The organism is Rhizobium sp. P2_G2, from assembly GCF_056403555.1.
In genome coordinates, this window is record NZ_JBFUFF010000101.1 from 1 (window position 1) to 23,047 (window position 23,047).

Annotated in this window: 25 protein-coding genes, 1 tRNA gene and 1 pseudogene; 12 read left to right on the top strand and 15 right to left on the bottom strand. The window is 58.6% G+C overall.

What is annotated here, in order from left to right; translation table 11 throughout:
• Nucleotides 1–104: pseudogene (locus AC1D06_RS35320) on the bottom strand (IS5/IS1182 family transposase); the annotation flags it as partial.
• A gap of 241 nt (nt 105–345) precedes the next feature.
• Here AC1D06_RS35320 and AC1D06_RS35325 point away from each other — a divergent pair.
• Entirely contained in the window at nt 346–2,379 is a 2,034-nt protein-coding gene (locus tag AC1D06_RS35325) for a hypothetical protein (protein ID WP_477990403.1), read from the top strand.
• 1,526 nt (nt 2,380–3,905) lie between these two features.
• Here the strand turns inward: AC1D06_RS35325 and AC1D06_RS35330 are convergent.
• The 4 genes from AC1D06_RS35330 to AC1D06_RS35345 form a co-directional block, all read right to left on the bottom strand.
• Nucleotides 3,906–4,526 carry a hypothetical protein gene (locus AC1D06_RS35330; protein WP_477990404.1) on the bottom strand — a complete coding sequence of 207 codons (621 nt, stop codon included), beginning with the start codon at nt 4,524–4,526 and terminating at the stop codon, nt 3,906–3,908.
• A 126-nt stretch (nt 4,527–4,652) separates the two neighbouring features.
• Nucleotides 4,653–5,153 carry a YbjQ family protein gene (locus AC1D06_RS35335; protein ID WP_477990405.1) on the bottom strand — a complete coding sequence of 167 codons (501 nt, stop codon included), beginning with the start codon at nt 5,151–5,153 and terminating at the stop codon, nt 4,653–4,655.
• Between the two features lie 190 nt (nt 5,154–5,343).
• A tRNA-Ala gene (locus AC1D06_RS35340) sits at nt 5,344–5,419 on the bottom strand.
• A gap of 135 nt (nt 5,420–5,554) precedes the next feature.
• Nucleotides 5,555–5,953 (bottom strand): TIGR02300 family protein, encoded by a 399-nt coding sequence (locus AC1D06_RS35345; RefSeq protein WP_477875682.1) that lies wholly within the window; start codon nt 5,951–5,953, stop codon nt 5,555–5,557.
• A 257-nt stretch (nt 5,954–6,210) separates the two neighbouring features.
• On the opposite strand from AC1D06_RS35345, the gene aroA reads away from it, so the two are divergent.
• The 6 genes from aroA to AC1D06_RS35375 all read left to right on the top strand — a co-directional run bounded on the left by aroA (nt 6,211) and on the right by AC1D06_RS35375 (nt 10,759).
• On the top strand, nt 6,211–7,557 hold the full coding sequence (gene aroA / locus AC1D06_RS35350; RefSeq protein WP_477990406.1) for a 3-phosphoshikimate 1-carboxyvinyltransferase: 1,347 nt from the start codon (nt 6,211–6,213) through the stop codon (nt 7,555–7,557).
• A 132-nt stretch (nt 7,558–7,689) separates the two neighbouring features.
• Nucleotides 7,690–8,508, top strand: a complete 819-nt coding sequence (locus AC1D06_RS35355) for a hypothetical protein (RefSeq protein WP_477990407.1) — start codon at nt 7,690–7,692, stop codon at nt 8,506–8,508.
• Nucleotides 8,509–8,570: 62 nt separating this feature from the next.
• Nucleotides 8,571–9,188, top strand: coding sequence for a glutathione S-transferase family protein (locus tag AC1D06_RS35360; protein WP_477875679.1), 618 nt, complete (start codon nt 8,571–8,573; stop codon nt 9,186–9,188).
• Nucleotides 9,185–9,568, top strand: a complete 384-nt coding sequence (locus AC1D06_RS35365; RefSeq protein WP_477875678.1) for a VOC family protein — start codon at nt 9,185–9,187, stop codon at nt 9,566–9,568. The genes AC1D06_RS35360 and AC1D06_RS35365 overlap by 4 nt, the downstream gene beginning before the upstream one ends.
• The gene (locus AC1D06_RS35370; protein ID WP_477875677.1) at nt 9,565–10,173 is read left to right on the top strand and encodes a class I SAM-dependent DNA methyltransferase; all 609 of its coding nucleotides are present in this window, start codon (nt 9,565–9,567) and stop codon (nt 10,171–10,173) included. The genes AC1D06_RS35365 and AC1D06_RS35370 overlap by 4 nt, the downstream gene beginning before the upstream one ends.
• A 130-nt stretch (nt 10,174–10,303) precedes the next feature.
• Entirely contained in the window at nt 10,304–10,759 is a 456-nt protein-coding gene (locus AC1D06_RS35375; RefSeq protein ID WP_477875676.1) for a GFA family protein, read from the top strand.
• Nucleotides 10,760–10,857: 98 nt separating this feature from the next.
• On the opposite strand, the gene AC1D06_RS35380 is transcribed toward AC1D06_RS35375, so the two are convergent.
• Entirely contained in the window at nt 10,858–11,373 is a 516-nt protein-coding gene (locus AC1D06_RS35380) for a lysostaphin resistance A-like protein (protein WP_477875675.1), read from the bottom strand.
• Nucleotides 11,374–11,613: a hypothetical protein gene (locus AC1D06_RS35385; RefSeq protein ID WP_477990408.1), complete on the bottom strand. Its 240-nt coding sequence runs from the start codon at nt 11,611–11,613 to the stop codon at nt 11,374–11,376.
• Nucleotides 11,614–11,842: 229 nt separating this feature from the next.
• On the opposite strand from AC1D06_RS35385, the gene cmk reads away from it, so the two are divergent.
• Both cmk and rpsA read left to right on the top strand, forming a co-directional pair.
• Complete coding sequence (cmk, locus tag AC1D06_RS35390) at nt 11,843–12,499, top strand: (d)CMP kinase (RefSeq protein ID WP_477875673.1); 657 nt, start codon at nt 11,843–11,845, stop codon at nt 12,497–12,499.
• A gap of 101 nt (nt 12,500–12,600) precedes the next feature.
• Complete coding sequence (rpsA, locus tag AC1D06_RS35395; protein WP_477990409.1) at nt 12,601–14,304, top strand: 30S ribosomal protein S1; 1,704 nt, start codon at nt 12,601–12,603, stop codon at nt 14,302–14,304.
• 253 nt (nt 14,305–14,557) lie between these two features.
• On the opposite strand, the gene AC1D06_RS35400 is transcribed toward rpsA, so the two are convergent.
• Nucleotides 14,558–16,444 (bottom strand): hypothetical protein, encoded by a 1,887-nt coding sequence (locus AC1D06_RS35400; protein WP_477875671.1) that lies wholly within the window; start codon nt 16,442–16,444, stop codon nt 14,558–14,560.
• Nucleotides 16,445–16,638: 194 nt separating this feature from the next.
• Between AC1D06_RS35400 and AC1D06_RS35405 the strand changes: the two genes are divergently transcribed.
• Nucleotides 16,639–16,962 carry a DUF6665 family protein gene (locus AC1D06_RS35405; protein WP_477990410.1) on the top strand — a complete coding sequence of 108 codons (324 nt, stop codon included), beginning with the start codon at nt 16,639–16,641 and terminating at the stop codon, nt 16,960–16,962.
• Nucleotides 16,963–16,964: 2 nt separating this feature from the next.
• Here AC1D06_RS35405 and AC1D06_RS35410 read toward each other — a convergent pair whose 3' ends face one another.
• The 4 genes from AC1D06_RS35410 to AC1D06_RS35425 form a co-directional block, all read right to left on the bottom strand.
• Nucleotides 16,965–17,507 carry a DUF1697 domain-containing protein gene (locus AC1D06_RS35410; protein ID WP_477990411.1) on the bottom strand — a complete coding sequence of 181 codons (543 nt, stop codon included), beginning with the start codon at nt 17,505–17,507 and terminating at the stop codon, nt 16,965–16,967.
• Nucleotides 17,508–17,569: 62 nt separating this feature from the next.
• The gene (locus tag AC1D06_RS35415) at nt 17,570–18,466 is read right to left on the bottom strand and encodes a DUF817 domain-containing protein (RefSeq protein ID WP_477884485.1); all 897 of its coding nucleotides are present in this window, start codon (nt 18,464–18,466) and stop codon (nt 17,570–17,572) included.
• Nucleotides 18,467–18,617: 151 nt separating this feature from the next.
• Nucleotides 18,618–18,863, bottom strand: a complete 246-nt coding sequence (locus AC1D06_RS35420) for a DUF982 domain-containing protein (RefSeq protein WP_477884487.1) — start codon at nt 18,861–18,863, stop codon at nt 18,618–18,620.
• Between the two features lie 224 nt (nt 18,864–19,087).
• Entirely contained in the window at nt 19,088–19,714 is a 627-nt protein-coding gene (locus AC1D06_RS35425; protein WP_477990412.1) for a ribonuclease D, read from the bottom strand.
• A gap of 116 nt (nt 19,715–19,830) precedes the next feature.
• Here AC1D06_RS35425 and AC1D06_RS35430 point away from each other — a divergent pair, with 116 nt between their 5' ends.
• Entirely contained in the window at nt 19,831–20,220 is a 390-nt protein-coding gene (locus tag AC1D06_RS35430; protein ID WP_477990413.1) for a hypothetical protein, read from the top strand.
• A gap of 99 nt (nt 20,221–20,319) precedes the next feature.
• Here the strand turns inward: AC1D06_RS35430 and AC1D06_RS35435 are convergent, their stop codons facing one another.
• The 3 genes from AC1D06_RS35435 to AC1D06_RS35445 are packed head-to-tail and all read right to left on the bottom strand — an operon-like array spanning nt 20,320 to nt 22,208.
• Nucleotides 20,320–20,559, bottom strand: coding sequence for an Lrp/AsnC ligand binding domain-containing protein (locus AC1D06_RS35435; RefSeq protein ID WP_477884493.1), 240 nt, complete (start codon nt 20,557–20,559; stop codon nt 20,320–20,322).
• Between the two features lie 20 nt (nt 20,560–20,579).
• Nucleotides 20,580–21,434, bottom strand: coding sequence for a prephenate dehydratase (locus AC1D06_RS35440; protein ID WP_477990414.1), 855 nt, complete (start codon nt 21,432–21,434; stop codon nt 20,580–20,582).
• A gap of 24 nt (nt 21,435–21,458) precedes the next feature.
• The gene (locus AC1D06_RS35445; protein ID WP_477990415.1) at nt 21,459–22,208 is read right to left on the bottom strand and encodes a 3-deoxy-manno-octulosonate cytidylyltransferase; all 750 of its coding nucleotides are present in this window, start codon (nt 22,206–22,208) and stop codon (nt 21,459–21,461) included.
• A gap of 149 nt (nt 22,209–22,357) precedes the next feature.
• On the opposite strand from AC1D06_RS35445, the gene AC1D06_RS35450 reads away from it, so the two are divergent.
• Nucleotides 22,358–22,903: a c-type cytochrome gene (locus AC1D06_RS35450; RefSeq protein ID WP_477990416.1), complete on the top strand. Its 546-nt coding sequence runs from the start codon at nt 22,358–22,360 to the stop codon at nt 22,901–22,903.
• The last annotated feature ends 144 nt before the right edge of the window (nt 22,904–23,047 follow it).

Genomic DNA, 23,047 nt, shown 5'->3' on the forward strand with positions numbered 1-23,047 from the left:
GGGATCAATGGTTCGATAAAACCCCATTCCCGGTCCGTCAAATCACTTGGAAAACGAAGCGCGTCTCGGTTATGCTCACGCCGAGCGATAGCAGTCCAGGTCATCGGAAACCCCATTTTGATTTAGCACCAAAAGGGAATCACAACCTGCTGTTATCGCTCAACTACTTTTAAATCGGGCTCTAAGGCGAACACTTAAAAATCGTCATGTGGCGGACTCCGTTTGTTCTCGTAATGCTCATGCAAACAAAAGGGATCGTGGCCTTGGAGCGCATTTGCAAGAGAGTTGACGTATGTACGATTCCAAATAGTATAGACTACCGAGCGTTGCATAAAGGATTCTGCCTTGGGATTACAAATCGACTTCGGATACGTCTTTCGCCCTACCAACCCCATATTTTGGCTACCGCTGGACGCAGGTGAAATCGAATATTTCTTTTATTCCGCGGGCAGTATCACCTCACAGACATATGATCTCCAGGGAAATCCGCTGGATGCCATGAAAACGCTCGTGAGCGGGGTAGGACCTTACGATGCAAACTTCGTAACTGAGCTGGAGAACGGAGATTGTCTACTTTCATATCGTGAATATTTCGATAAAGGTGGAAAATACTCATTTGTCACGCATTACAACATATATGATCCGGCATGGAATTTAGTTGATTCGGAAAGCGCCCAATACGACGGCTCCAGCGCAGCTGTAGGCATTAAAGGTGTCTATAACCTGGCAGACGGCGAGCGAATCGAATTTTTTAGAGCCCTTGATGAGAATATTTCGCCCCATTTTTACTTCAATGTATTCGGCGACGATGGTGACCGCGTAACGAAGAGCTATGAAATACAGCCCGATGATGGGCTTACCGTGAAAGATGCCGATTTCTTGGCTTTGCAAGACGGGGGCTTCGCAGCCGCGGTAATCACCAAGAAGGGCAATGTTCCCGATAAGTACGGCATGTTTCGTTGGGATACAGAATTGCAGTTCTTCGATTCGAACGGGCAAAAACTCGATGAAAAGACTTTCTTGCCGAACACCCTGGCAGACGGGCATCAAATTCAGGCCTTTGCTCAAAGTTCGTCCGGCGATATCGTTCTCATTACAAGGAATGAGCATTACGCCGTTCCAGAAAAGCAGCAGCAATTCGTGTTCGATGCAAGTGGCGACCTCATTTCCCAATGCCATATTCCCATCGTTGGTAAACCCCGATCGCATTTCGACGTTGCAGACACACAGGTCTATCCTCTTCCCGACGGTGGCTGGATCACTGCATGGGCTGAAGGGTTGCAAGGATGGCAGATCTTGCTGGGGGGGAATGGCCTGGTAGACGGATATTATTTCCAGCGCTTCGATGCCGGTGGCAAACGGGTTGGCGATCTAACTACTATCGCTGTGGACCCGACCGGGTGGTTCGCGACGATCCTGCCGGAGTTGAAGATAACATCGTTGAACTCCGGCGATTTGTTGATGACCTGGTATGCAGACGATCCTGACAACGCATTTGGCCTTCTCCCGATGCAACGGGTCCTTGGTGCAAACGGCCAATTTCTAACCAAGGCGGCGGCGATATCGACTGTCGACTATAGGAGCGCAATTGTTGACATCGACGCGCTGGATGACGGYGGCTGGCGTGTCGATTTCGCGGATGGCACCTTCAAGAGTTTTCATCTCAACGACGTCGATACTGCCCCAGTTGCATATAAATCTGGACTAGGGATGCTGGAGAACAGCCACCCATGGTTTATTCTGAGGGATTTTATTTATTCGGATGTAGACGGCGACGAAGCAAAGCGAATTATCATTACATCGCTTCCAGATAAGGGAACTTTAACCTTCCGCGGAAAGTTGGTGCACGCTGGCATATCTATCCCTGTCGATCGGCTCGATAAACTTCATTTCAGGCCTGACCACAATGGGACTGGCGACGATTATGCCCATTTCGGCTACAAGGTTGTTGTCGACGGTTCACGCGCCGTTTCAAACGAGGCGACATTTCACCTAAAAGTTATTCCGGTGAACGACGCACCACGGAGCGCTGACTTCAATATATCTCTACCTTCGGAGAGAGCTCGAACCGGTTCGGCAGACCGCGACCATTCGCCGAGCCACCTCGGAAACGATGTCCATATCAACGGCTCCGGGCACGATGTATTCATTTTGGATGACAGGTCAGGGAGGGATATCGTGCGTGATTTCAGCCATCATGATGTGATGCATTTGGCAGAGCTTCATCCTGCGTCCTGCGAGGAGTTCATGCGAGAGCATACAGACGAGAGGAATGGCAGTCTGTGGATCTACCATGGGCTGAACCACACAGATAGTGCAGTGGTTCTGGAACATACTTCGTTGCATGAAGTCCACCAAGAACAACTTATGTTGATCTGAATGTGCCGTGACAAACGAAACGGGTTCAGTCGGAAAGGTTCCTGATCGTCGGCTATCCATACGGACACGCCTTCGGCGTTATCGTCCTGCTGCTCCTTGCTGCCCGGCGGCGCGCCGGCCTGTCTATGTCGGCCGCGTCGGGACTCGATTCACCAGCGCATCAGCGACGAAGCTGCGGAAGCAAATGGACGAGATTGCCGTTCCCGCAGCGCCGGTCTATTCGATCGATTGCCGCCCGAACATCCAAAGGCTCTAAAAAATAGAAGTGAGCGGCGATTGGCCCGATGTCATCGGCAAGCCGATCGATCCGACAAGGAGCGCGGCGTGACTGTTAGGCAAAGATGACAATTCCTTTTATCGGACTGCCCTTTCGCCGATTAGCAAATATCTCCAGCATTTCAGCATTTGTTGGAATGTTTTCGGGGAGAATATTGCCCAGATAAACGTGCATTATGCCAGTCCGCTCGTCAAAGCGGAAGTCGACATTACATTCACGATGCGCGAATTCGAGCCACTGATGATGCATGTGGTCGTCTCCAACTGAGATATTCACATAGGCTAACGTTCCCGGTGCGAGCACTGATAGCGATCAAACGTTCGCAAGCCGAGCCAGAGCCTCGTGGGCGGGATTGACCCCGAGAAATTGGGTTGAGGCGGTGATTTCCTCAGCGCGCAAGATCCCGGCCTCCGACAGAGCGTTCTTCGTTGGCATCTGCGTCCTCCCTTCGCTCCGGCCCGAAAAATCATGGGCTGCGGGCGGCGCGGAGATAAGTTTACGCCGATAGTTGGTGGTTTCAACGTGCGCTACCGGACAGTTGCGACTGCTGCAAAGTGTAGGGAGGGATAGCCAGTTAAAATCCCTGGCACGTTTCCAAGCCCGAGACCGCTCGGCTCCAAAATGCGCAAAAGTGCATATTAACGTTCTGAGTTGCTTAATTTGGCAAGCGAAATCGTGCGCTTTCAATGGCTTATGCGCAAGAAAGCGTCAAAAACAGGGTGAATTTCTGTTGTTTTTTTGCATTAAAGCCGCGTTTTATGCCCGAAATTTGCATGGTTTCCGGATGCAGATCAAAGTGCTCAATCGGGCACCTTGATCGCTCGACTTTGTGGCGATTGCCACGAAGTTCAACTTCCCGCCAATTGGCACGAAGTCTCAGCCGAGCTTTTCCCCAGAACTGGGGGAAACCTGACTGGCGGGCAGGTTATGGCGGCGCCGGGCGTTTGAATGTGCCGCTGAGGCATATTTAAACCTGAGCGGCGCACAGGGTATGGTCATGACGACCACACCTTAGGGCCGCCACGGACGAGAGGCATTGCCATCATGCCAAAACCTCAAAGGTATTTGCATTACACACATACCGTCTGCACTCGTCATTAGATTAACGGCGTGGCGGTTGCTCTCATCCGCCGTTTCAAATCCAAGCCAAGAATCGTGTCGTCAAATCGCAAAAGGGGTATACGAATATCGCTACCGGAGCCTCTCTCAAGGACTTCCATCGCCTTAGGCCAAGGCTTCCGCCCGACCTTCAAAAAAAATCTAGCCCAAGCAGCTCAACCAGATAGACGTGCCGGTTACCTGGCAGCCTGAGAGGCTCGGATCTGATTATCTGGGTAACGTCCACTTTGCCATGCGGTTCTGCAGAGGAACCAAATAACCTCATGTCAAGAAAGACAGGCAACTCGTTGGGGATGCCGCTCATAAGAACCGCGGCCAATTTTTCTTGTAACGGCCCCAAGTCGATCTCCGGCGACATTTGCGATATTGAAAAACGCAGTAACGATGCGGCTATCCCGAGGCACAGTCGATCGGAAGAGCGTTTGAGGTGAATGTGAATTGGCGGGCCCAAGACGGAGGAAATGCTTAGCCTATTGGGAGCATCCTTCCAATCGCGCAAGGTCTCGATCAGATACTTGTCGTGTAGCCCAAGCTTTTGATCGCATTCATTGCATAGTATCTGTTGGTCCGTCGGCAACGACTGCCATTTCCGGCTGCCCCCTCCGTTAAGATCGAAAGAATGCACAGCGGGTGCTTTCTTGCGAAAATCCTCTATGAGCTTCTTGAGTCCGTCAGGCAGCAGATGCGAATTGCAGAACTCACGCTCCTGCCCGCAAATTCGACATATGCCTCGCTGCCGGGTGTTTTTCATTTTATTCCTCCCGCTGAGTGAAACCTCGTCGCGCGTCGCAAGGACTCGCCGCGCCACTGCCGCATTCGCCAGCCCTCTGACTAAGACAGCGCAGGCAAGCATTCCCCCTTGGCAAGGCGAAGTGCGTCAGGCCACCTTGACGGCCGTACCCACGGCAGCGACAACCAGGATGCCGCCACTGTTGGTGGCGATCTGGCTATATTCGAATTTGATGCCCACTACTGCGTCAGCGCCGGCAATCACTGCCTCGCGTTTCAACTCGATCAATGATGTCTCCCGGGCCGCTCGAAGTGTTGCCTGGACGGTGTGACTTCGCCCGCCCACAAGGTCGACGATGTTATTTACGAAGTCCTGCGGCACATTCATCGCAAGCGCCGCCTCGCCGCCCACAATGCCGACCAGGTCCACGATTTCCGCGCCTGGAATATCGGACGTTGTTGACAGTCGAATGCCTGCCGCCTGGCTATCGAGAATGTGCTGGGGTGCGTCCGCGTTGAGCACACTACCTGCTTCCGCGAAACGCTTCTCTGCTATCTCTCTCTGGACGATCGGCTGGCAAGCTTTGCACAGCCCGCGCCCCTCAGACATGAACCCGTATTTGGTGCCGCACCTGCTGCATGTCGGCATGTTCAGCCTCCCAATCCCGTTGCATCAAAGCACAGGGGCAATCGGGAGTCGAGAAGCGTGTTATCTCGGGAGATGAGCAAACCCAAGACGGCTCGACGCTCTCGAAGAGCCACCGGAAACAACGAAAGTGGGGAAGAGTACCTTGCCAATGACGTTTCAGAAACGAAATCAATCATTTAGCAGGAAAATTTGGTGGAGCTAAGCGGGATCGAACCGCTGACCTCTTGCATGCCATGCAAGCGCTCTCCCAGCTGAGCTATAGCCCCATCCGGCCCCGTGGGGCGATGGTACCAAGGCCGGTTCGGCCTCGGTGGCGGGTGTATATTTCTGCTTCTCCGGAATGGCAAGCAGGAATTTCGTTCCGGGCGGATTTTTTTGCACCCGCCCGGAAATAGTGAAAATCAAACTTCGTCTTCGTCCGCGTTGACGCCGATGAGGTCGGCCATGTCGTCGTCCTCGTCGTCTTCGTCCTGTTCCAGGAAGGTGTCGTCGTCATCATCGTCGATATCGACTTCGTCGTCGCCGAGATCCGGAATCTCCTCGCCGCCGGCTGCCGCTTCGTCGTCGGCCTCCTCCAGCGGTACCAGTTCGACTTCGGTGTTCTCGGCATCAACCTCGGCGACTTCGTCCTCCTGCTGCTGCTGCTTCTCCATGACGGCGGCAATGGAGGATTCAGCGAAGAAGGACAGCGGATAGGACTTGCCGGTATAGGGCGAGACGACCGGGTCGCGGTTCAAGTCGTAGAATTTCTTGCCCGTGTCCGGGTCGATGCGCTTGGTGCCGAGTTCGGATTTTGCCACGTCAATGCCTCTTGGTAGATGGCCGTCCATATGTATTAGGAACGGCGGGCCGGCAACCGGCCGACGAAAAAATTAGAGAAAGGCCATTAGCGATGTTGACCGGTCCTGTCAAAGCCTAAGTTCGCAGGCATTGCGGCGTGCCGCAGGTTTCGTGCAATATCCTGGTGACCGGCGAAAACCTTTATGTTAACCAGCCCGCGAACCGGGCCGGGCGGCCCTGCCTCACGGCAATGAAGATCGAATGAAGGGCTGAACCCATGTCGCATAGTGGCACGCCGGTGCCGGCAACCGCCAGCAAATCCGAAAATCTGCGCGGCACCGTCCGCATCCCCGGCGACAAGTCGATCTCGCACCGCTCCTTCATGTTCGGCGGCCTGGCGGCCGGCGAAACCCGCATCACCGGCCTGCTCGAAGGCGAGGATGTCATCAATACCGGTAAGGCGATGCGCGCCATGGGCGCGAAGATCGACAAGCAGGGCGATACATGGGTGATCCATGGCACCGGCAACGGTGCGCTGCTGGCGCCCGAAGCATCGCTTGATTTCGGCAATGCCGGCACCGGCTGCCGCCTGACCATGGGCCTGGTCGGCGTCTATGATTTCGATGCGACCTTCATCGGCGACGCCTCGCTCTCCTCACGGCCGATGGGCCGGGTGCTCAATCCGCTGCGTGAAATGGGCGTGCAGGTGACCAGCGCCAATGGCGACAAGCTGCCGGCAACGCTGCACGGCCCCAAGACGCCGAACCCGATCACCTATCGCGTGCCGATGGCCTCCGCACAGGTCAAGTCCGCAGTGCTGCTCGCCGGCCTCAACACGCCCGGCATCACCACGGTGATCGAGCCGGTGATGACCCGCGACCATACCGAAAAGATGCTGGCTGGCTTCGGCGCCAATCTCTCGGTCGAAACCGACAAGGACGGCGTTCGCACCATCCGTCTCGAAGGCCGCGGCAAGCTGACCGGTCAGGTCATCGATGTCCCCGGCGATCCGTCCTCGACCGCTTTCCCGCTGGTCGCGGCGCTGCTGGTACCGGGCTCCGACATCACCATCCTCAACGTGCTGATGAACCCGACCCGCACCGGCCTCATTCTGACGCTGCAGGAAATGGGCGCCAATATCGAGGTGCTCAATACCCGCAATGCCGGCGGCGAAGATGTCGCCGATCTGCGCGTCCGTCATTCGGAGCTCAAGGGCGTCAGCGTTCCGCCGGAACGGGCGCCGTCGATGATCGACGAATATCCGGTCCTCTCCGTCGCCGCCTCCTTTGCCGAGGGCAAGACCATCATGACCGGCCTCGAAGAGTTGCGCGTCAAGGAAAGCGACCGCCTTGCCGCCGTCGCCCGTGGCCTGGAGCTCAACGGTGTCGAGTGCGAGGAGGGCGAGAGCTCGCTCACGGTCCTCGGCATCCCCGGCGGCAAGGGTCTCGGCAATGCCAGAGGCGAGGCGGTGAAAACCCATCTCGACCATCGTATCGCCATGAGCTTCCTCGTCATGGGCCTTGCGGCTGAGCATCCGGTGACAGTCGACGATGCCCGCATGATCGCCACCAGCTTCCCCGAATTCATGGACCTGATGAAGGGTATCGGCGCGAAGATCGGCTGAGACGCTCTTGAAAGGGGTGACAGGCCAGATCGTCGACCTCTCCGGGATGCGTGCCGGGGGCTGGGATCGAGCCCGCGGCAAGACTTTGTTCGAACGACCATGGCTTGACCGCGTTGCATTTCGGTTTTTCGAATGAGCACGGTTTTGCGCCTCTTCCTTCATAGTCTCGTCGTCTTCATTCTCACCTTGCTGACCGAGATCGGCGGCGTGATCTGGCTGATGGCTCTTGCCGTTCGGGCAATGTCGGGACGGCAGACGCGTCCCGCTTTATTGCTGCTCTTTGTTCTTTTCTATGCTGTCGCCACTCTGATCACGCAACAGGTCGCACCGCTCTTCGGCAGGGTTCCGCTATCGTGCTTCGGCGGAGACAGCGCCTCCTTCTCCGTCCGCTCGCCAATGTTCTGTATGCTCAATCGCAATTTCGTAACACCGAAGTTGAAAGCTGCCGCAGTCGAGCTTGCCGATCACATGCAGAAGACCTTTCCCGGCACGAAGACGCTGGCACTCGATGCCAATTTTCCCTTCATCAACGGCTTTCCGCTGATGCCGCATCTGTCCCACAGCGATGGCCGGAAGCTCGATATCGCCTTTTACTACAAGGACGAAACGGGCGTGTTCCGGAACGGTGAGACGCGTTCACCCATCGGCTATTTCGCCTTCGAACAGCCTTTGCCCAACTCGCCACAGCCCTGTGCGGGCCGCCGAAACTGGCTCACGCTCCGCTGGGACCTCGCCTTTCTCCAGCCGCTGTTTCCGGATTGGCATCCGGAAGACAGGCGGATGACAGAGGCTTTGTCCTGGTTGTCGAGCGCGGGGCGGAAATATGGTATCGAAAAGGTCTTCATCGAGCCGCATATTCCGGCGCGATTGGGTATATCGAATGATGTGATACGCTTCCAAGGATGCCGTGCCGCCCGGCATGATGATCACATTCACATCCAGGTACGCTGACATCGCCGCCGCTTTTGGCTAGAACGAGGTATTGCTTCGCTTGTCGCCTCAAGGAAACACCCATGCTGAAATTGTTCTACGCTCCCGGAACCTGTGCTCTCGCCTCCCGCATCGCGCTGGAAGACGCGCGCGCCGACTATGAGCTCACGCGCGTCGATTTCTCCAGGCAGGAACAACGCAGTCCCGATTACCTCAAGATCAATCCGAAGGGCCGTGTGCCGGCGCTGGTCACCGAGCGCGGTATTCTGACGGAGACCCCCGCGATCCTCGTCTACATTGCCCAGGCTTTCCCCGATGCCAATCTGGCGCCGCTCGACGATGCATTCGCCTTTGCCGAACTGCAGGCCTTCAATTCCTACATGGCCTCGACCGTGCATGTGAACCACGCGCATGGCCGCCGCGGCTCGCGCTGGGCCAATGACCAGGCGTCCTTCGATGACATGAAACAGAAAGTCCCGGAGACCATGACCGCGGCCATGGAATTGATCGAATTCGAAATGTTCGAAGGGCCATGGGTGATGGGCGAAACCTATACGATCGCCGATCCCTATCTCTTCACCATCGCGCGCTGGCTTGAAGGCGATGGCGTCGATATCAACGTGCTGCCCCGCATCAAGGATCATATGGAGCGCATGTCCATGCTCGAAAGCGTCAAGCGCGCCATGGCCGACCCGGCATGATCCGCGGGTTCGACCATCTCGTGCTGACGGTCCGCGACGTCGGCGAGACGGTCGATTTCTATTGCCGCGGGCTCGGCATGCACAAGCAGGTGTTCGGCAATGGCCGCATCGCCATCCATTTCGGCGAGCAGAAATTCAATCTGCATGAAGCCGACGGCGCGCCGATCCTGCCGCGCGCCCGCAGCCCTGTGGCGGGCGGCGCAGATTTCTGCCTGGTCGCCGACCGACCGCTCGACGACGTGATCCGCCTGCTCGGCGAACGCGGCATTGCCATCGAGCGTGGTCCTGTCGAGCAAACGGGCGCGCAGGGTTCGATGCGCTCGGTCTATATGCGCGACCCCGACGGTAACCTGGTTGAGATTTGCGACTACGGCCGGTGAGCGATGCGGACGACATTGTCGGTCTCTATGATCGCCTGGCCGGTCGCTATGATGTTTTGCGTGGCAGGGACCTTCTCGAAAGAGCGTGGCTTGACCGGTTCCTGGCCGAGGTGGCGGAAAAAGGCCCCGTGCTCGACATCGGCTGCGGCATGGGTGAGCCGATCGCGCGTTACATCGCCAACTGTGGCCACTCTGTGACCGGCGCGGATTCCTCGGCCAGCATGATCGCGCTCTGCCAAAGCCGCATGCCTGAGCAGCAATGGCATGTCGCCGATATGCGCGGCCTCTCTCTCGGCCGCCGCTTCGCTGGTTTGATCGCCTGGGATAGCTTCTTCCATCTCACATTCGCTGACCAGCGGGGGATGTTTCCGGTCTTCGCCGCCCATGCCATGCCGGGGGCCGCGCTGATGTTCACCTCCGGGCCGGCGCATGGCGAGGCGATCGGAACGTTCGAAGGCGCGCCGCTCTATCACGCGAGCCTGGCGCCGGACGAATATCGGTCGCTCCTGGCCGGCAATGGTTTCGACGTGCTCGACTATCGCGCTGAAGATCCGGATTGCGGCGGTCACACGATCTGGCTGGCGCGCTATTTAGCCGGCTCATAGTTCCTCAAGCAAGCCCGACGCTTTGCGCCTCTGTCTGCGAGGCACTTTGTTGTGCGGCCGAGCTCGCGCTGAAAAAGGAACTTTGACACACGCTAACCCGTCTCGTAGCCTGCAGGCGAAGGAGATCCATATGCCCCATCTCAACCTTCCGATTGACGGCAGCTGCCGCTGTGGCCGCGTGAAACTGCGCATCAGCAAACCACCGCTCCTGACCATGGCCTGCCATTGCACCGGCTGCCAGAAGATGAGCGCGTCGGCCTATTCGCTGAGCGCGGCAATTCCCGCCGACGGCTTCGAGGTCACCGAAGGCGAGCCGGTGATCGGCGGCCTGCATGGCGACGCCAAGCATTATTTCTGTGGCTGGTGCATGACCTGGATGTTCACTCGGCCGAACGGCATCGATTTCTTCGTCAATGTCCGGCCGACCATGCTCGACGATGCCGACTGGTTCATGCCGCATATGGAAACCTGGACGAGCGAGAAGCTGCCCTGGGCGACGACGCCGGCGCAGCGCAGCTATGCCACGCTCCCGGAAATGCAGGACTATGAGGGCCTGATCGGCGAATATCAGGCCACGCTTGCCTGAGATTGCTCAGCGGTGACAGGCGACCTCGATCGCGCCGACATCGATTTTGCGCGTCAAGGCTAACGGCTTGCGGTTCCGGAGATCGAACGGTCCGAGGCTCAGGCTTGCTCGGTGCGACCGACTTTGCGCAACAGGAAGACCGAATAGGAGATTACCACAAGTACGAAAACGCCCGCGGCACCCATAACAGCGGGGGTGATTTCCGGCTTGATCGCCTCTGCGGGTTTCACTGCCGCCACGAGTGACAAGAGACCGAAATCCCAGGCCGCATGGAACAGTATCGCCGGATCGAGAGATTTGGTCCTGATCCGGATTGCCATCAGCAACATGCCCGTGCAGGCCGCTGCAAACGCCTGGAGAAGGGCTATCTGGATATTGCCCAGCCATAGCGCGTTCAGGAGATGGATCGAGCCGAACAGCAGCGACGTCAAAATAATCGATGGCCAGCTCGAGAGTTTTGACCGGAGGCCCTGGAACAGAATTCCGCGGAACATGAGTTCCTCCGAAAGGCCGATCAGAAATGTATTGACCAGAATGAAGATCATCGCCGTCCGCGGCGGCGGGCCGACGATGAAGACGGCTGTGACGATGAGGACGACGAAAGCGAGGGGCAATCAGAGCACTATCAGGGAGCGCGCTTCGAATGGCGCATTGAGGCCAACATCATTCCATTTGAAGATCAAAACCGTCGCGAAGAGAAACAGAACTGCGACGACGACGGGAGGATAGATCCCGTCGGACAGGACGTCGGTCATCGACGAGACGCCATCCAGTTTCATGTGTCCGACGATCCGGTAAATTGCCAGCCAGATGACAAGCACGATGAGTGTGATAAGGAGCCTGTGTTTCTTCATGTCCCATTTATGTCGTTTTCTTCTGTGTGGTTATGTGAAAATGGGCTTTGAAAGGTGATGAAGCGATATTCTCATGCCGGCTATTGCTCAAGCGCCACGTCAATCGATCATTCGCTGCACTGTCTATAAGTTTTTGTCACAATCGCTTGGCATTCACGCCGCCTTTCCCTATGAAAATTTGTGTGTAGCCCGAAGATCCATCCCTGATTCCAAAACCACGGGATATTGAATGACGACGATCGCCATAGATGGCCCAGCCGCAGCCGGCAAAGGCACGCTCTCGCGCCTGATCGCCGACGCCTATGGTTTTCATCATCTCGACACTGGGCTCACCTATCGCGCCGTCGCCAAGGCTCTCCTGGACCGGCAGCTGCCGCTCGACGACGAGCAGGTTGCCACAGATATTGCAAGCACAGTGGAATTGGCTGGTCTGGATCGCTCGGTCCTCTCGGGTCATGAGATCGGCGAAGCCGCCTCGCGCATTGCCGTCATGCCGAAGGTGCGCAAAGCGCTGGTCGAGGCGCAGCGCGCATTCTCGCGCCGCCAGCCCGGTACGGTACTCGACGGCCGCGATATCGGCACTGTCGTCTGCCCCGATGCCGAGGTGAAGCTCTACATTACAGCGTCACCACCGATCCGCGCCGGACGCCGTTACGAAGAGATCATCGCCACCGGCGGTGAAGCCGATTTCGGCACCGTTCTGGCAGATCTCCTGAAGCGCGACGAGCGCGACATGGGCCGCGCCGACAGCCCGCTTCGGCCTGCGGAAGATGCTCACTTGATTGATACGTCCGAAATGGATATATCAGCCGCGTTCGAAGCCGCCAAAGCCATCATCGATGCGGCATTCGAACGGGATGCTCTCCCGCGCCGCGCGCCGGATTAGCCCTCCAGGACGGGGGGCTCGGCATGGGAAGCGTCCGTGTTCAACCCTAACCCCCGGCGCATTGGCGGCCAAAATTGTCTTGCCGCCTGTTTGGAGAACTTATGTCCGCACAAACTTCCCTCAAGGAGGACTTCGCGTCCCTCCTCGAAGAATCCTTTTCCAAGGTCGACCTCGCTGAAGGCTACGTCACCAAGGGCATCATTACCGGCATTGAGAAGGACATGGCGATCGTCGATGTCGGTCTCAAGGTCGAAGGCCGCATCGCGCTGAAGGAATTCGGTGCCCGGGCCAAGGACGGTCAGCTGAAGGTCGGCGACGAAGTCGAGGTCTATGTCGAGCGTATCGAAAATGCGATGGGCGAAGCCGTCCTGTCGCGCGAAAAGGCTCGCCGCGAAGAGAGCTGGGTCAAGCTCGAAGTCAAGTTCAATGCTGGCGAACGCGTTGAAGGCGTCATCTTCAACCAGGTCAAGGGCGGCTTCACCGTCGATCTCGACGGTGCCATTGCCTTCCTGCCGCGCTCGCAAGTCGACATTCGTCCGATCCGCGACGTCACCCCGCTGATGCATGTTCCGCAGCCGTTCGAAATCCTCAAGATGGACAAGCGTCGCGGTAACATCGTGGTTTCGCGCCGCACGGTTCTCGAAGAGTCCCGCGCCGAGCAGCGTTCGGAGATCGTCCAGAACCTCGAAGAAGGCCAGGTTGTCGAGGGTGTCGTCAAGAACATCACCGATTACGGTGCGTTCGTCGACCTCGGCGGCATCGACGGCCTGCTGCACGTCACCGACATGGCATGGCGTCGCGTCAACCATCCGTCGGAGATCCTGTCCATCGGCCAGCAGGTCAAGGTTCAGATCATCCGCATCAACCAGGAAACCCATCGTATTTCGCTCGGCATGAAGCAGCTCGAAAGCGATCCCTGGGGCGATATCGGCACCAAGTACCCGACCGGCAAGAAGATCCGCGGCACCGTCACCAACATCACCGATTACGGTGCGTTCGTGGAACTGGAGCCGGGCATCGAGGGCCTCATCCACATTTCCGAAATGTCTTGGACCAAGAAGAATGTCCATCCGGGCAAGATTCTTTCCACCACGCAGGAAGTGGACGTCGTCGTCCTCGAAGTCGATCCGTCCAAGCGCCGCATCTCGCTCGGCCTCAAGCAGACGCTCGACAATCCGTGGCAGAGCTTCGCCAACGCTCATCCGGCCGGCACGGTCGTTGAGGGTGAAGTCAAGAACAAGACCGAATTCGGCCTGTTCATCGGCCTCGACGGCGATGTCGACGGCATGGTTCACCTCTCCGACCTCGACTGGAACCGTCCGGGCGAGCAGGTGATCGAGGAGTTCAACAAGGGCGACGTCGTCAAGGCTGTCGTTCTCGATGTGGATGTCGAAAAGGAGCGTATCTCGCTCGGCATCAAGCAGCTTGGCAAGGATGCAGTCGGCGATGCCGCTGCTTCGGGCGAACTGCGCAAGAACTCGGTCGTGTCTTGCGAAATCATCGGCATCAACGATGGTGGCATCGAGGTCAAGCTCGTTCAGCACGAGGAGCTCACCTCCTTCATCCGTCGCGCTGATCTCTCTCGTGACCGTGACGAGCAGCGCCCCGAGCGCTTCCAGGTCGGCCAGATCGTCGACGCCCGCGTCACCAACTTCTCCAAGAAGGACCGCAAGGTTCAGCTTTCGATCAAGGCGCTGGAAATTGCCGAAGAGAAGGAAGCCGTTGCTCAGTTCGGTTCGTCCGACTCGGGCGCTTCGCTTGGCGACATTCTCGGTGCGGCTCTGAAGAACCGCGGCGGCGAATAAGCCTCTCGCCTGATTTGAGAAATAAAGAACCCGCCGGTGCGAGCCGGCGGGTTTTTTGCTGGGCGGCGCGCCCCTTCAGCGCCACCCTGCGAGGGCAATTCCGGGAAACACGCGAAGCGGTCTCCCTGCGGAATTGCGAAACGGAATCTGTGCCAGAGCATGTCGCCTGAAAGTGGATGCCGGTTTCAGGATAAAGACATGCTCAAAACAAAGACCTAGAGCGTGGTTCTGATTCGATCAGAACCAAAGCGCTCTAGAAGCCAGCCATGCGCTGGTAAAGCGCATAGGCGCGATCGGCCTGGCTGGAATCGCGGGTGATCTTTACTTCCGGCTCTGCGTCCGGCTCTGGGCGAAGCAGGTCGTCGATCGCCTTGCGGGCCAGTCGTTCCCGGCGAGCCTCGGGGTCTTCCCGGTCCTGGTCCCGGCCGGTATCGTCCTCCTCGTCCCGGCTCCGTTCCTGCGCGGCCTTGGCCTTGAACTCGTCCTTTGCCGGTTGCAGCGTGGCGTAGGCGAACGGCACCGGCCCGGCATTGGCGGCGGCCGTTTTAGGCGCCGTGCCGGCCTGCCCCTCGGGTGTCTTCGACGTGGCCGAAGCTTCTGCAGCCGCATCCCGCCGGGCGGTGGTCGCCGGGTTTGCATCCTCGGTTTCGGGTAAGGTGGCAGGCACGACATGCCGACCATCGGCGGCCTCTTTTCGCGCCGCTTGTGTGGGCGAGGGGACGCTGTCCGCTTGAGCGCCATCGTCGGGAAGATGCGCGGTCACGAGGGTCGATTTTTCAATCGTCTCGTCGCTCGCGCGGTCGCTCTTGAGCAACTGCCCCTGGGGCGCAGTGGCCATTGGTGCTTCCGCTCTGGCGGGCAGCGGTGTCACGACTTCGGCAAGGCCCTTCAACGCCAGCAGCGTCTGCACGCGCTGATCGCCGCCGTTCTTCTGTGCCGCCTTTTCATCCTCGATCGCCGTCTTGTTCGGCGCGAGTTCCTGCGCGATGGCGCGGATGCGCATCGCCAGACTCGGGCTGTTGTTGCTCTGCGAAAGCGGCAGGCCGATCACCCGTGGCTCCGGCCGCGGCAGAACGGATGCAGTGTCCTGTTTCTCGTCTGCGGCTACCTCAGTGTTTGCCGGCGCCGCCGGGATCGTCCCGGATTCCAGAGGTTTTGTGTCGGTCAGTCTCGTAGCCACGAGCTTGGTATCAGCGCCGGCTTGTTTCACGTCCACGGACTGGGAAGAGGTGCGTGGCTGGTCGAAGTCCGGCTCGACCGCAGACTGCTCGGCCAGCGCGGCAGCCAGCGGATCGGACATATCGGACTGTGGCTGCAGCGTCTCGGCGACTTCCGAGGCCGCGGCTTGCTCCGCTTGGATGCCTGCGGCCGGAGCTTCGGTGCGTTCGCCATCCGCCCCCAGGAGAAGCGTCTTGGCGGGCTCCGTCTTGTCGGCGATCTCCATCCGGGTCTCGGCAATCCCGGGCTCGAACAAAGACTTGAGCTGCATCTGCAGGCTTCGCGCATCCGACGGCCGGCGTTGTTCGGTCTCTGGCGCATTCGAGGAGAAGAGCCCGCTGCCCTCCGGATTGCTGCGCGACTGCGTCACCATGGCCAGTGTTTCGGCTGCCCGCGAATTGTTCGCCGTTTCCTGCAGATAAGTGGTGGTGGCGACGGCCGCGGCGGTCTTCTGCGGCGTCGCCATCGGCGTTTCGGCGATCGCCGACAGCCGGGCGGCAAGCGCGCTGTCGGGCTGCTTCAGCGCGGCTGAAAGTTCCGGAAGCGCGATTTTCAGCAGCTTCAGCCCGGCTCGCGCCTCGGTCGCCAGCATTTCGTCCGGCAGCATGTCGTCGATCGTCGCGGCAAGCCTGAGGAAGAAGGCATCCATCGTCTCGTCGTTGCGGCGCACGACGTTAAGCTGGGCAGCGACGGCAAGCGCCAATGTTTGCAGGATGGTGCGATTGCCGGCGGTCGCCGTCTCGGCATTGACATTGGCGAGGATGGTGCCCGCATCGAGCCCGATGCCGGCATTATGCGCAGTCGCCTGCGGAACGACCGGTGCCTCGGCCTGGCTTTGTCCAGCCGTCGCGCGGCTTTCCGAACCATGGGTCTTGATGGTCGTCGATGTCGTTATCGGGTTGGGTGTGACGGGCGTCAGCATGGCAAAGCGTTCCAGCGATGCAAAAGGTCATGGGGGACACGAGGTCGCTCATGCGGCCTTTGGCTTGCCTCGCGGATTGCGAGGGTGCGGTTGGCATTGCACAGGGGTAAGCCTATATTTGCTAGTCGACTCTAGCCACGTTTGGTTAAGATAAGACTAACGCCGGAAGCTGGATTTTTCGGGAATATGGCAGGATGAGTTTTCGCCCACCGCAGCACTACACGGAAAACGCCGGCGGCAAATCGCCGCTCAATGTCCTGGAATACGAATTGATGGCCGAACGCGCCGACAGTCTCGGCCGTGCCGGACTGAAGGCGGAGGCGGCGCTGGCGCGGCTGACGGAAGCGACGGATGACAACAGGGAAGACCTGCTCGACGACGCGGCCGCCGAAGTCTATGCCCTGTTCATCCAGCGGGAAATCTGCGGTTTGAGGAACGGCCGCGATGTCGTCGCGCGCTACGGCATACCCGGCGCCGTCATGGCCCGTCTCGGCGTCAGCCGGCGACGCAAGGAATAGCTCTAAAACTCCGCAGCCATCTGCTTGAGTGCCAGCACCGTGTTCCAGTTGCGGCCGGTCATCGGCACTTTCAGCAGCCGCTCGATGGAATTACCGAGCTTGGATTTGCCAAAGCCGTCCGGCGTGTTCAGGTAAAGCGTGTCGCCGACGATCTTCCATTCTTCATGACCGAAATCCTTGCCTTCGAGATCGCTGACCCGGGCTTCGTCCGGTTGCCGATCGAGGATGAAGGTGTGCAGTGTCTTGGGAAGGGATGCGGCGGCGGGGAAGGGGTTTTTGTCGATCACCGCATCCCACTCGGCAGCAGTACGGATCATCACGGCAACGTCCATGCCGGTCGCGTCGGCAATGGCCTTGGAGATTTTCGTGGCAAGCGTATTATCACCTGCTTTCGGCGCACGGAAAACCATATTCCCGCTCTGCAGATAAGTTTTGGTGTCGTCGAAGCCGACTGTCGTCATGGCCCCCTTGAGATCGGTCATTTTCAGTACCTTGCCACCGACATTGATGCCGCGCAGCAGGCCGATATAGATTTGTTCGCGCATGCACGAAAGTCTATGCTGCCTCGATTGGACTGGAAAGGGGCTCGCGAGCGGTCGTCGAGGAATCAGGCTGGGGATTTTTCAACCGCCTGGGCGTCGCTGGCCACTGATTCCGTCGTCTGCCGCGCCGGCGGTCTCGGCTTCAGCACCAGCGTCACCAGCACGAAGCTGACATAAAGCAGCAGGTACCACGATCCGAGCTTCTCGAACGAAACCATGTGCCAGGTCTTTTGGCCCGGATAAATCCAGGTACCGGTCACGGTGCCGATATTCTCCGCGATCCAAAGGAAGATGGCGCACAGGAAGGCCGCCATCGTCAGCGGCATATGCAGCGTGGTGCGATCGGTGGTGAAATGGATCTGCACCCGCCAGAAGATCACCACCGTGGCCGCGAACAGCAGGTAGCGGATATCCGGCAGGAAATGGTGACTGTAGAAATTCACATAGATCGCCAGCGCCAGCAGCCAGGTCAGCATGCGCGACGGATAGTGGGTGAAGCGCATGTCGAAGATGCGCATCGTGCGCGCCATGAACGATCCGATCGAAGCATACATGAAACCGGAAAACAGCGGCACGCCGGCAATCTTCACCAGCGCCGGCTCCGGATAGGCCCAGGAGCCAACATGCACTTTGTAGATCTCCATGATCGTGCCCACCACATGGTAGACGAGGATGACGCGCGCCTCCTCCCAGCTCTCCATGCGATATCGCAGCATCAGCGCTTGAACGATGAGCGCACAGCCGAACAGGAAGTCGTAGCGGTGAAGCGGCCAGCCGGTGTGCCAGATGAGCTTGCTGCCGATCAGCAGCGACAACATGATGGCCGCGAACAGGCAGGCCCAGGCCTGCTTCAGGCCGAACAGGATGAATTCCGCAAGCCACCAGGGCAGACGCGAGAGCGCGCCGCGGATCAAAAGGCGGAGCGGCTCGAGATAGGGGCCGGTTTCGTGCTGGGGGCTCAATGGATTTTCGATGGCTGGCTGTTGATTCGTGCGATTTCTCGTTCGATGACGAGCACCTATCCCGCTTTATTCGCCGGCACGACAATCCGATTGGGCGGCCAGCGCCGCCTAGCGCTGCCGCTGATCCGTGCATCCACCCTCATGCATCCGCTCATAGAAAATGCAGATGCGCTTCCGCTGCTGCGGAAATGAAGGCCTGCCTTGCCTTGACCGGTTCGACCTGGCCGTGGAGCGCTTCCTCGCAGACATGTTCGGCGCGCTCGTACTGGCTGCCGTGATAGCTCGGCCAGAAACGGTCGAGCACCGTTTTCGCCTGGCGTACGCTGCGGACCGTCCGCCTGACGCCGGTCTCCGGGTCTTCGATGGTGATGGGCAATTTCCAATGTTGCGTGTTCATGATCAGCCACCTCCTGACAATTGAAATCGTGAAGGGGATCGCCGAGTTCCAGTCTCACGGGCCGGTTTCATGCGCCGTGGTTAACGACAGATTTAGAGCATGTCGCCTGAAAGTGGGAACCGGTTTCGGGATAACGACATGCGCAAAAACAAACGTCTAGAGCGCGGTTCTGATTCCATCAGAACGCAAAGCGCTCTAGACGCCGTCACCAAAATTGCCACAGCTCAGCTATGGGCAAAAATGTCGGTCTCTTCCCAGCCGAGCAGGTCGAGCTTGGAGCGGGTGGGCAGGAAGTCGAAACAGGCCTTGGCAAGGTCCATGCGTCCGTCGCGCTCAAGCCGTGCGGTCAGCTTGTCGCGCAGCGCATGCAGATGCAGCACGTCGGAGGCGGCATATTCGAGCTGTGCCTGGCTCAGCGTCTCTGCCGCCCAGTCGGACTGCTGCTGTACCTTGGAAACGTCGATATCGAGCATTTCCTTGAGATTGTCCTTGAGACCGTGCCGGTCGGTATAGGTGCGGCAGAGCCGCGAGGCGATCTTGGTGCAGAACACCGGCGTCGCGGTGACCCCGAAGGTGTGGAACAGCACGGCGATGTCGAAGCGGCCGAAATGGAAAATCTTTTGCTGCACAGGATCAGAGAGCAGCGCAACGAGGTTTGGGGCTTCCGTCTGGCCCCTGGCGATCTGGATCACGTCCGCGCTGCCGTCTCCTGGCGAAAGCTGCACGACGCAGAGGCGGTCCCGGCGTGGCACGAGTCCAAGCGTCTCGGAGTCGATCGCGATGCCGTCGGTATAACGTGCGGCGTCGGCGGCGGAAATGTCGCCCTGGTGCAGGCGGATCGTGTTGGTCATGGAGAATCCCTGGATGCGCTTTTTCCGAAGCCTATAGGATGTCAGCTGAAATAAAAATAGTGCCTCTTGCGAGGCCACGGCGCTGCGTTATCTTGTTCGTATACGAGGTGAATGAAATGCGCTTTGCCCTGCATCTATTGCTATTCACATTCCTATCCGCATGCTTCCTTGTCGACCGACCGGTGCCGGCATTCGCCAAGGATGACGTGCAGCAGTTGCGCAAGGCGCTTGCAAAGCAGCCCTTCAAGGATCTGCCCGGTGTCAAGCTGCCGCAAAAATTCGACGACCCGCCGCAAACCGCCTGTACATCCTATATCGGCCGCGACTATTGGGCTATGGCGCGGACCAGGAGCGCCTACGTCCCGCATCTGACGCGCCGCATCTACCGCTGCGACGTCGACAATGTCACCATCGAGTCGACCAGGCAGCCGGACGAGATCGATTGGAAAAAGCAGAAGCGCTATTACAAGCCCTGGATCGATGACGGATTCGATCGCGATCGCTAAATTCTAAAGCATGTCGCCTGAAAGCGGGAACCGGTTTCAGGCGACATGCTAAAAAACAAAAGCTTAGAGCACGGTGCTGATTTCATCAGAACACAAGCGCTAAAAAGCCTTGAATGTCATCGTCGTCAATGATCGCACAATGCCTTCGATGTTCAGGATGTTGTTGTTGATGAAGTGGCCGATATCCTGTTCGTCCGGCACATAGATCTTCACCAGGAGGTCGAATTCGCCACTGGTTGAGTAGATCTCGGAGGCGATTTCGCGCTCATAGATGCGGTCGGCGACGTCGTAGGCGGTCGCTGGGCGGCACTGAAGCTGGACGAATACGCAGGTCGTCATGGTCTGTCCTCCTGATCCGGTCAGAATGCGTCGCGCATCGGATGCGCCTTATAAGTGCCCAAGATCCGCACTTCGGTCGAGAAGAATCTCAGCTCGTCCATGGCGTGCCGCACGTTATCGTCGTCCGGATGACCCTCGATGTCGGCATAGAACTGGGTGGCGACGAACTTGCCGCCCAGCTGGTAGCTTTCGAGCTTGGTCATGTTGATGCCATTGGTGGCGAAACCGCCCATCGCCTTGTAGAGCGAGGCCGGGATGTTGCGAACGTTGAAGATGAAGGTGGTGATGATCTTCTCGTCCGGCGACGTCCGCTCGGCAACGATGCTCGTGCGGGACAGCACAACGAAGCGGGTAACGTTGTTATCGGAGTCTTCGACATTCTCCTCCAGGATATCCAGCCCGTAGAGGTCGGCGGCCAGCCGTGGCGCCAGCGCGGCCATCGTCCGGTCCTTTTCTTCTGAAATCGCCTTGGCGGCACCCGCTGTGTCACCGGCAATGACAGCCTTCCAGCCATTGAGGCGGACGATCTTGCGGCATTGACCGAGCGCATGGATATGGCTGTGGACGGTGCGGATTTCCTCGCGCTTCACGCCCGGCAGCACCATCAGCTGAAAACGGATCGGCATGAAATATTCGCCGATGATGTGAAGCCGCGATTCCGGCAACAGGCGATGGATGTCGGCGACACGGCCAGCCAGTGTGTTCTCGATCGGGATCATCGCCAGGTCCGCGTCACCGGTATCCACCGCCATGAACGCATCTTCGAACGTGGCGCAGGGCAGCGGCGACAGTTCGGGAAACTGGTCGCGGCAGGCCATGTCGGAATTGGCGCCATATTCGCCTTGGAAGGCGATGCGATTGGTCTTGGTAATCATGTCGGGATATCCGCCCTGCTATTGTTATTTTCCGCCGAGGATCGCGCGGGCTCTTTCGAGATCGGCCGGAGTATCGACACCGAGCGGCACCGAGTCAACGATCTCGGCGTCGATCCGCATGCCGGCCTCGATTGCCCGAAGCTGCTCCAGCTTCTCGCGTTTCTCGAGCACTGATTGCGGCAGCGACACGAATCGTTCCAGTCCCGCGCGGCGATAGGTGTAGAGGCCGATGTGATGGTAGAGCGGGCCGTCGCCATAAGGGGCGGTGGCGCGGGTAAAATAAAGTGCGCGGAGCCGGCTCTCGCCGATCTGCGAACCGACGACCTTCACCACATTCGGATTGGTCTTTTCCTCCTCGCGCTCGATTTCGACGGTCAGCGTGGCGATGTCCACCGCTTCGTTTTCGAGCGGCCTCAAGCTGGCGCGGATGGTCTCGGGTTCGATCGTCGGCAGGTCGCCCTGGACATTGACGATGAATTCGGCCCTCCGATCGGGATCGGCATGGCCGAGCGCCTCATGAATGCGGTCAGAGCCCGATTCATGCGTAACCTTGGTCATCACGGCTTCGAAACCGGCGGCGCGCACCGCATCGAGAATGTCTGCGTGATCGACGGCGACCGTGATGCGGCCGATACCCGATTCCTGGGCGCGTTTCGCCACCTGGATGATCATTGGCAGGCCGGCGATCTCGGCGAGCGGCTTGCCCGGCAGGCGGGTCGAGGCCATACGTGCCGGAATGAGAATGAGTGTGTTGTCAAAACTCGGTTTTGTCATCTGGGGGCCTTCAAATTCTGGCAGAAAAGTGTCAATTAGTCTCACCGAGTGGTGTGGAATCGCGGTTGCGCTTTACGGCCAAAAGACATAGGTTCCGCGCGAATTCAAGATGGGCCGGCGGGGGATCCGGCGGCAAGGGGAGCTTTGGGATGAATTCTTACGTGACTACGGGCGTCGGCGCGTTGTTGGCGACGCTGTTTGTGCTGATGTCCATTTCGATTGCTTCGGAAGGCCTGTTCCATTCGGAGAAGCCCGAAAAGCCGGGCTTTGCGATCGTCGCTCAGGAAGCCAGCACGACCACGGAAGCTGCTCCCGCCAAGGAAATCCCGATTGCCGACCTGATGGCCAAGGCCGATCCGGCCAAGGGCGAAACCCTGTTCAAAAAATGCACGAGCTGTCATACCAACGAGAAGGGCGCCGGCAACAAGGTCGGTCCGAATCTCTACGGCGTCGTCGGCCGCCCGATCGCTCATCTCACCGATTTCAGCTACTCCGCTGGCATGAAGGAATTCTCCAATGGCGGCAAGGAGGCCTGGACCTTCGACCACCTCAACCATTTCCTGACCGCGCCGAAGAAGTTCGTCAAGGGCACTGCGATGGGCTTTGCCGGAGACTCCAAGGACGAGGAACGCGCCGACATCATCGCCTTCCTCAACAAGCATTCGGACGCACCGCTGCCGCTGCCGACGAAGTAAAGCGGTTTTGGTTTTCGATTTGGAGGCCCGGCGGCGATGCCGGGCCTTTGCGCGTTGTGCGCCCAGCATGGGCGCATTCTTGTGGGTGGAAGTCCCACCGTAAGCTGGTCATGGCGAGCGAAGAGAAGCGCAACTGCGGAAGGG

Bases quoted from the DNA above. Each gene is read 5' to 3' on its own strand.
- cmk (WP_477875673.1), top strand. From the start codon at position 11,843: ATGACGACGATCGCCATAGATGGCCCAGCCGCAGCCGGCAAAGGCACG.
- AC1D06_RS35335 (WP_477990405.1), bottom strand. From the start codon at position 5,153: ATGCCGACATGCAGCAGGTGCGGCACCAAATACGGGTTCATGTCTGAG.
- AC1D06_RS35420 (WP_477884487.1), bottom strand. From the start codon at position 18,863: ATGAACACGCAACATTGGAAATTGCCCATCACCATCGAAGACCCGGAG.
- AC1D06_RS35445 (WP_477990415.1), bottom strand. From the start codon at position 22,208: ATGACAAAACCGAGTTTTGACAACACACTCATTCTCATTCCGGCACGT.
- AC1D06_RS35400 (WP_477875671.1), bottom strand. From the start codon at position 16,444: ATGCTGACGCCCGTCACACCCAACCCGATAACGACATCGACGACCATC.
- AC1D06_RS35365 (WP_477875678.1), top strand. From the start codon at position 9,185: ATGATCCGCGGGTTCGACCATCTCGTGCTGACGGTCCGCGACGTCGGC.
- rpsA (WP_477990409.1), top strand. From the start codon at position 12,601: ATGTCCGCACAAACTTCCCTCAAGGAGGACTTCGCGTCCCTCCTCGAA.
- AC1D06_RS35410 (WP_477990411.1), bottom strand. From the start codon at position 17,507: ATGCGCGAACAAATCTATATCGGCCTGCTGCGCGGCATCAATGTCGGT.
- AC1D06_RS35435 (WP_477884493.1), bottom strand. From the start codon at position 20,559: ATGACGACCTGCGTATTCGTCCAGCTTCAGTGCCGCCCAGCGACCGCC.
- AC1D06_RS35440 (WP_477990414.1), bottom strand. From the start codon at position 21,434: ATGATTACCAAGACCAATCGCATCGCCTTCCAAGGCGAATATGGCGCC.
- AC1D06_RS35425 (WP_477990412.1), bottom strand. From the start codon at position 19,714: ATGACCAACACGATCCGCCTGCACCAGGGCGACATTTCCGCCGCCGAC.
- AC1D06_RS35430 (WP_477990413.1), top strand. From the start codon at position 19,831: ATGCGCTTTGCCCTGCATCTATTGCTATTCACATTCCTATCCGCATGC.
- AC1D06_RS35405 (WP_477990410.1), top strand. From the start codon at position 16,639: ATGAGTTTTCGCCCACCGCAGCACTACACGGAAAACGCCGGCGGCAAA.
- AC1D06_RS35330 (WP_477990404.1), bottom strand. From the start codon at position 4,526: ATGAAAAACACCCGGCAGCGAGGCATATGTCGAATTTGCGGGCAGGAG.
- AC1D06_RS35385 (WP_477990408.1), bottom strand. From the start codon at position 11,613: ATGAAGAAACACAGGCTCCTTATCACACTCATCGTGCTTGTCATCTGG.
- AC1D06_RS35360 (WP_477875679.1), top strand. From the start codon at position 8,571: ATGCTGAAATTGTTCTACGCTCCCGGAACCTGTGCTCTCGCCTCCCGC.
- AC1D06_RS35355 (WP_477990407.1), top strand. From the start codon at position 7,690: ATGAGCACGGTTTTGCGCCTCTTCCTTCATAGTCTCGTCGTCTTCATT.
- aroA (WP_477990406.1), top strand. From the start codon at position 6,211: ATGTCGCATAGTGGCACGCCGGTGCCGGCAACCGCCAGCAAATCCGAA.
- AC1D06_RS35450 (WP_477990416.1), top strand. From the start codon at position 22,358: ATGAATTCTTACGTGACTACGGGCGTCGGCGCGTTGTTGGCGACGCTG.
- AC1D06_RS35375 (WP_477875676.1), top strand. From the start codon at position 10,304: ATGCCCCATCTCAACCTTCCGATTGACGGCAGCTGCCGCTGTGGCCGC.